The organism is Streptomyces sp. SID486 (assembly GCF_009865385.1).
In the GTDB taxonomy this organism is placed as follows: domain Bacteria; phylum Actinomycetota; class Actinomycetes; order Streptomycetales; family Streptomycetaceae; genus Streptomyces.
This window is the reverse complement of sequence record NZ_WWJT01000319.1, coordinates 1-7,064: the sequence shown is the minus strand read 5'-3', so window position 1 is coordinate 7,064 and position 7,064 is coordinate 1. Positions and strand designations below refer to the sequence as shown.

8 protein-coding genes and 1 pseudogene are annotated in these 7,064 nt (G+C 73.3%); all 9 read right to left on the bottom strand.

The window, feature by feature from the left end; translation table 11 throughout:
- Nucleotides 1–344: zinc ribbon domain-containing protein (locus GT045_RS40460; protein WP_272926856.1), on the bottom strand; the 344-nt coding region annotated here is incomplete at its 3' end.
- 4 nt (nucleotides 345–348) lie between these two features.
- The gene (locus tag GT045_RS15055; protein WP_161286909.1) at nucleotides 349–912 is read right to left on the bottom strand and encodes a phage tail protein; all 564 of its coding nucleotides are present in this window, start codon (nucleotides 910–912) and stop codon (nucleotides 349–351) included.
- Complete coding sequence (locus GT045_RS15050; RefSeq protein WP_161334467.1) at nucleotides 909–2,867, bottom strand: putative baseplate assembly protein; 1,959 nt, start codon at nucleotides 2,865–2,867, stop codon at nucleotides 909–911. The genes GT045_RS15055 and GT045_RS15050 overlap by 4 nt, the downstream gene beginning before the upstream one ends.
- A complete protein-coding gene (locus tag GT045_RS15045) occupies nucleotides 2,867–3,289 on the bottom strand; it encodes a GPW/gp25 family protein (protein WP_161286911.1) in 423 nt (140 codons plus the stop codon). The genes GT045_RS15050 and GT045_RS15045 overlap by 1 nt, the downstream gene beginning before the upstream one ends.
- On the bottom strand, nucleotides 3,286–3,606 hold the full coding sequence (locus GT045_RS15040; protein WP_161286912.1) for a PAAR domain-containing protein: 321 nt from the start codon (nucleotides 3,604–3,606) through the stop codon (nucleotides 3,286–3,288). The genes GT045_RS15045 and GT045_RS15040 overlap by 4 nt, the downstream gene beginning before the upstream one ends.
- Nucleotides 3,607–3,691: 85 nt before the next feature.
- Nucleotides 3,692–5,515 carry a VgrG-related protein gene (locus tag GT045_RS15035; RefSeq protein ID WP_161334466.1) on the bottom strand — a complete coding sequence of 608 codons (1,824 nt, stop codon included), beginning with the start codon at nucleotides 5,513–5,515 and terminating at the stop codon, nucleotides 3,692–3,694.
- Entirely contained in the window at nucleotides 5,512–6,234 is a 723-nt protein-coding gene (locus GT045_RS15030; RefSeq protein WP_161286914.1) for a LysM peptidoglycan-binding domain-containing protein, read from the bottom strand. Before GT045_RS15030 ends, GT045_RS15035 begins: the two co-directional genes overlap by 4 nt.
- Nucleotides 6,235–6,316: 82 nt before the next feature.
- Nucleotides 6,317–6,742, bottom strand: a complete 426-nt coding sequence (locus GT045_RS15025; RefSeq protein ID WP_161286915.1) for a phage tail protein — start codon at nucleotides 6,740–6,742, stop codon at nucleotides 6,317–6,319.
- A gap of 139 nt (nucleotides 6,743–6,881) precedes the next feature.
- Nucleotides 6,882–7,064: pseudogene (locus GT045_RS38905) on the bottom strand (hypothetical protein); the annotation flags it as partial.

Genomic DNA, 7,064 nt, shown 5'->3' with positions numbered 1-7,064 from the left:
GCCGGGTCCGAGCGGTGTGCACCGGCATCCGGGGCCGGGTCCGAGCGGTGTGCACCGGTTTCCGGGTCCGGACCGTGGGTGCCGCCCCCCGGGTCCTGGTCCGGGCTCCGGCTTCGCGTCCCGGAGCTCGGGTCCGAGTCGTGGGAGTCCGTGTCGGCGGCCCGGTCCGTGCCCGGTGCCGCCGGTTCGGCGGGGTCGGGCAGGCCGTCGGGCTCGAACGCCGATCCGCCGGACCGGACCGACCGGGGACCCGACCGGTCGGACCAGCCCAGGTACCCCCCGCAGTTTCCGCAGAAGTCGTCCGTCGCCTCGTTGGACGCCCCGCAGGCGGGACATTCGCGCATGACGTCACTCCCCTTCGCCGGCCGGCGGTCCGCTCAGGACCTCCACGCGGCACACCGTGTGCACCGGGCACAGGGCCCGGACGAGTTCGTCGACCCGGTCCGCGTCGACCGTGGTCGTCCGGTCGGGCCACACCCGCACGAGGATCTCGGCGGCGGGCGCGGCCGGCAGCGCGGTACCGGCCGTGCGCGACCAGATCGCGCCGCCGTCCCCGCTGACCTCCGCACGCACCCCGAGGATCAGGTGCAGTGCCTCCACCAGGCCGCGCTTCGTGCCGCGCCTGCGGTGCAGTTCCATCGCCCGGACCGTGGCCTCGCGGCGCAGCTCCACCGGCCAGCGCGGATCGTCCACACCGCCCACCCAGGAAGCCAGCCAGGCCAGGAAGTCGGCCGGTGCCACCCGGGGGTCCAGATAGGCGGGCAGGTTGTCGAGCGTGGCGAACACCGGGGCGAGGACCGTGTCGAGCCCGGCGGTGAACCGCTGGGCGAAGTCGTCCTCCGCGTACAGGGCGGGCAGCTGCTCGCCGATGGGGTGCCGGCTGGGCAGCCCGGGGACCGCGGCGCGGCTCATCGGCGGCCCTCCGGTTCCGCGGCGCTGACCACCACTTGATGCTGGTACGAGAAGACGAGCGTGGCCGGGTCGATGTCGATGCGCTCGACGGGGGAGCCGCGCCGGCCCGTGATCGGATCGGCGGCGAACAGCCGGATGTCCTCCACCAGCACGTCCCCCACGGACCGTTGCAGCACGCCGAACACCTCCCCGTACTGCACCGGACGGCCGAACGGCCAGCCGGTGCCGTCGGGGCCGCCGTGCAGCGGGTTGAGGTGGCGGAACAGCGCGGCCAGCGCCGCGTCACGCACCCGGTCGGCGTCGGCGGCGGGAGCGGTGAGCCGGGCCACCACGGTGACGCCCTGGTACTCCGGCGGCTCCACCACGAGCCGCGTGCCGATCAGCCGTCGCTCGTCGAGGGCCTCGGTGATGGTGGCGAGCACCTGGTCGGAGGGGATCAGCTGCTCGAAGCGGAGCCGGTCGCCCTCGTCGGCGACCGCGTCCGGCACCACCAGGACCCGTACCGCACCCGGCTCGTCGGCAGCGGGCAGACAGCGGACCCGGCGCACCGAGGGCGCCGCCTGCCGGGCGATGATCTCGTGGTCCTCCGCCGTCACCGCGCGCTCCTGTATCCGCAGCGCCTGCGGGGCCCGCATCTTGGCGTTGTCGACGGTCTCGCCCGCGACACCGCCGCGGGCGGCCTCACGGTTGTCGACCCGGGCGACGTACGGCACCGAACTGCGCAGCACGTTGATCGCGCTACGGGCGACATTGCCCGCCGGACCGCCGCCGGTGCGGTAGCGGACCACGCGGACCTGCGCCCCCTTGGGCGGCACGGCGCCCCAGGCGCGCAATGAGCCGTCGGCCTCGCGCAGTACCGGCGGAAACGTGAACTCCCCGGTCGTGGCGTTCACCCGGACGTGCCGGTCGTCGGGTCCCGAGTCCCCGAAGTGGTCCACGACCTGCCAGCGCTGCCAGCCCTCGGCGGAGGACACCTCCACCACCGGTGGCTCACCGTCGAGCAGCACCGGCGGGCGGTCGAGGCGGAAGCTCTGCCCGGCCACCCCCTCCGAGGTGCCCAGCGGGACGTCGGTCACCGTCTCGGCGTGCTCCACCGTCATGGTGCCGCCGATCGTGAACACGGACGCCTCGCGCACCGTTGGCGACTCCGAGTAGAACGGCTGGCCGGGCTCCGCCTCCACGACCCGGCAGCGCAGCCAGCCCGCGCGCGTACCGCCGATCACGGACGCCGTGTGCCCGGCCGGGACGTACACGATCACCTCGCCGGGACGGTTCAGACCGCCGGTGGTGTCCTCACCGGTCTCGCACCGCTGCCAGCGCCCGCCGTCCCACGCCTCCCACACCAGCGGCGGCTGGCGCGGGTCGACGCCGACGCCCTCGACCCGGCTGTCCAGACGTACCGCGACCACACAGCGCGGTACCGCCGACGGCAGCCCGAACAGCAGCGCGTCACCCGGTTCGGGCGCCGCCTGGAAGCACGGCACGTCGAGGCCCTCGGTGAGCGCTCCGGTCCGGTCGGCCTGCTCGCCGCCGCGCGGCGCGGTCACCAGCCGGATCAACTCGCTCGGCACGATGCGGAGTTCGTCCGTGGTGGCGAACACCACGGCGTCCTCGTTCTCCCCGGCGGCGGTCGTCACCTCGGTGCCCGCGGTCAGCGTCACCGTCTCGGGCTGCGGCGCGGACAGCCAGAAGTCGACCTCGGCACCGGCCGCCGCCGGCGGGAACAGGCTGATGCCCAACAGGTCGAGAAACGCCAAATAGTTCTTGTCCGGCACCCGGTTCAGCCGGTACAGCAGCTGGTCCACCAGATAGGCGAACGTCTCGATCAGGGTGACGCCCGGGTCGGAGACGTTGTGGTCGGTCCACTCGGGCGCGCGCTGCTGCACGTACCGTTTCGCCTCGTCGACGAGCTGCTGGAAGCGCCGGTCGTCCAGGTTCGGGGAGGGCAGGACCATCAGTTGCCGACCGTTTCCTCGACCCCCTCCTCGGAGGGGATCGTGTAGAAGGGGAAGACCAGGTTGCGCCGGTCGTTGGTGGTGCGCACCGTGTAGTGCACGTCGATGTAGAGAGTGCCGGCGTCCACGGAGTCGAAGGCGACGAGCACGTCGTCCACGGTGATCCGCGGTTCCCAGCGCTCCAGCGCCTCGCGCACCTGCTGGGCCACCCGTCCGGCGGTGTCGCCGTCGCCGGGCGCGAACACGTAGTCGTGGATGCCGCAGCCGAACTCGGGCCGCATGGGGCGCTCGCCGGGCGCCGTGCCGAGGACGAGGCGGATGGCCTCCTCGATCTCCCGGCCCCGCTCGACCATGGCGATGCCCCCGGTCGGTCCGACCCGCAGCGGGAACGCCCAGCCGCGCCCGATGAACCGTTCGCTCACAGCACGCCTCCGATCTGTACGTCCATGGCGCCCATCACGATCTGCGCACCGCACGCCGTCTTGTCGCGCATCCGCGCGGCGGGCAGCCCGCCGATGAGGACCGCGCCCCGGACGAGGGCGGCCGGGTCGGGGACGATCACGTTGCCCGGCCCGAGCGCCGCGTGCGGCACCACCGGGCAGACGTGCAGGCTGCCCTCGACGGCGGCGGGACGGCCGCCGATCAGCACGCTCTCCACCGCCAGGGCGGCCATGGGCGGCGGTGTGGTGATGCGTCCGCCGTGGCTGGTGGGGTCACCGGTACGGGCTGCGGCTGGCATGGATGGCTCCTCGGGGTCAGGGGGCGGTGGCGCTAAGGTGACGCGCACCGCGGGCACGAAGGGGACGAGTGGCATGGGCGGCGGCTCAGTTGATCCGGATGAGCTTCGCCTTGAGGATGCCGAGCAGCCCGCCGTCGACGGAGACCTCCGAGCGCCCGGTCACCCCGACCTTGCGGGCGGAGACGTCGACGCCGGACTGGCCCTCGATGTTCACGCTGCGTCCCTCCAGGGTCAGGGTCCCCCGGGGGGCGCTCAGCGTGATGTCGTTCCTGTCCATGACGAACGAGGTGCCGACCTGTCCGGGGCGCCGGTACACGGTGACCTCGATCCGGTCCCGGCGGTCGTCCAGCCGTACCTCCAGGCGCTTGTCGCCGGTCGCCAGGCGCAGTCCCGACTGCCCCGGCGCCGGCGCGTCCAGCAGCTCCACCCGGTGCCCCGAACGCGACACGATGGAACGGCGGTTGACCTTGCCGCTGGTCCTGTCGACCAGCGGCACGTCGTGCTGCGACGGCTTGTCCACTCCGTTGTAGAGCCCGCCGATGACGTACGGGCTGTCGAGGAGGCCCTGCTCGAAGCCGACGAGGACCTCGTCGTTCACCTCGGGGCTGACCACGCCGCCGCCGCCCTTGCCGCCCCACTGCACCGTGCGCACCCAGTCGGTGACGTACGTGTCGTCCAGCCAGGGGAACTTCAGACGCACCGCGCCGCGTTCCGAGCCGCTCGGCTCGCGCACGTCCGTCACCACGCCGATGGCCAGACCCGGGATGCGCGGCCCGCGGCCGGGCGCGTTGGCACCGGTCACCAGACCGGTCAGCGAGCGGTCCGGGCTCGCGCTCACCCACAGCGTGGTCCGGTAGCCACCGTGCGGCTCCAGCACGTGCTGCACGGCCGTCGCCGTGTACCGCCCGGAGAACGCCTTGCCCACGTTGCCCAGCGTGACCGGTTTGCCGGCCCGCAGCACCGGATTCCCGTCGGCGACCGCCTCCAGCTCGCCGAAGCCCGAGCTGACCTGCTCGGCCATGGCGCGCGCCGCCGCCGTGGTCTCCGCCTGGGTGCGGTACGGGGTGTCGGTGACGGTGAGCTGGGTGGCCTTGCCGAACCGGTCGACGGAGGCGGGACTGAGCCCCGGCACCACCGTGCCGCTCACCACGGACGCCTGCTCGGCGACCAACGGCCGCTTCGTGGTGACGTCCCAGCCGCGCACCTGCACCTTCTGCGCCGCGTCGGCCATCGACAGCGAAGCCCGCAGTGCCAGCAGGTTCCGCCCGTACTCCAGGACCAGGGGGCTGCGTGTCGCGGGCGTCGACGGCGCGGGGGCGCCGGACGCCTTCACCGGCCGGGTGAACTGCAGGACGCCCTTGTCGTCGATGCGCACCTGCGCGCCGCTCTCGGCCGCCAGGTACTGCAGGAAGTCCCAGTCGGAGACGTTGGCCTGGGACAGCTGCTTGTGGGTCACGGCCGGCGCCTCCACCTTGCCGCAGGCCAGGCCCGCGGCCGTGGCCACCTTGCGGACGATCGCCGCGGTCGTCATGTCCCGGTACGCCACCACCTTCCGGCCCCGCTGGAGCCGGTGGGCCTTGGAGTACGCCCGTACGACCGTGAACGTGCCGGTGCCGTCCCGGTCCAGTTCGAGGGCCGTGACCTCGCCGCTGAACAGCCGCTCCCGGGCCTGCCCCTTCACGGTCACCACCGACACGCGCAAGGGCGTGCCGATGGTGATGCCGGTCGCGGCGAGGAACTCGTGCTGCTGATCCCGGAAGGTGAGCACCGCGGTGTCCGGCAGCCCCACGTTCTCGTCCACCACGCAGCTCACCAGCTGCGTCGCCCACACCTGCGGCAGTTCGCCCGGTGCCTCGACGATCGGGTCGGCCGCGAACGACCGGGCCTCGCCCCCCTCGAAACCGCTCACTGTTCCTCCTCGCCCCCGGCGTCCCGCATGCCCGGCACCACCAGTTCGGTGCCGGGTACGAGTGCCATCGGATCGTCGATGCCGTTCGCCTCCGCGATGGTCCGCCAGGCCGTCGGGTCCCCGTACTCGCGCCAGGCGAGCATCGCCAGGCTGTCGCCCGCCACCACGGTGTGGGTGCTGCGTGCGGTCCGCGCGCCCGACGTGGGGTTCTGCCCGGGGGTGTCGACGCTCGCCTCCTCGATGGACAGCGAGCAGGTGGCCCGGAGCGGCTTCCCGTCCACGTCGAACAGCGTGTACGACACCGACAGGCTGGACAGCACCCCGTCGAACGACGTGGTGCGCGCGGTGCCCCACTCGAACCGCACCCAGGGGCTGGCGGGTTTCTTGCGCCCCAGGCTCGCCGGCGTGGGCACGCACGCCTTCATCAGCTTCTCCACCGCCTGTTCCACCGAGTTGTCGTGTTTGGCGGTGGCGTCCAGGAACACGTCGAGGCTCAGGGTGCGCGGACCGCTGCCGACGAACTCCGGCAGCGCGGACTCGCCCGCCATCCGTGCGGGGGAGCGGCGCCATTCGGTGGTCTTGCGCAGTTCGAGCGTCGACGGGTTGAACTGGAGGTCGAGCCGCGCGATCGTGCCGCCGGGCCGGGCGCCGACCGAGGCCGGCGGCTCCTTCAGGGTGAGCTGGGCCCTGGCCCGGCTGGCGCGGACCGCTGGGGACATGGCGTGCGTTCCTTTCCGGAGCGGCGTGGGCGGTGCGGGAGGGGGTCGGGGAGCGGGGGCGGTGCGTCGGCCGGGGGACGGTTCAGGAGGGCACCAGGCCCTCGTGGGCGATCTCCAGCGTCTCCACCGCCGCCTGCGAGCTGGCCGGGTCGAACGACGGCCCCTGCCAGCGCACCGGCACGATGCCGTACACCTGCCAGCCGATGATGCGGCTCAGGTCGGGCCGCAGCGCCACGATCTCGCCGTCCTTGGGCTCGACCCGCCGAAGCGTCTCGTCCAGCCAGCGGCCGATCTTCGCCGTGTCGGCCGTGACGGGCCGGGTGAGCGTGATGTTCGACCAGGTCACCCGGCCGGGCAGCTGCCAGGTGAAGCCGTTGTTGCCGCCCTCGGCGTAGCTCTCCATCTCGACCTGGGCGCCCATGCCGGAGCAGGTGTGGAAGGCGCCGAGGTCGTTGCCGCCGATGGCGAGCCGGAAGAACACGCTCGTCGCGAAGATGTTGTCCGTCATGCGTCCGTCGTCCGTTCGTCGTGCTTCCCGTGGTCCCGTACGTCCTGTTCGGCCCGTAGGTCCCGTCCCTGGCTGCGGCCGTGGCCTCGTACACCCGTGCGCCCGTGTCCGCCCACGCGTCGTGCGTGCGCGCCGGTCCTCAGCGGCGCCCGTCGAAGGGCCTGCCCGTCCGTTCCCGGCCGCGCCGCAGTTCCGTGCGCAGCAGCCGGGAGACCGGGTCGAGCAGACGCCGGGCCAGTTCGTCGAGGTCGGGTCCCTTCTCCTGCCCGGGAGCCGCGGCGCCCTGGCCGTGCCCCTTCCCGGCCCCGGCGGGGGGCGCCGG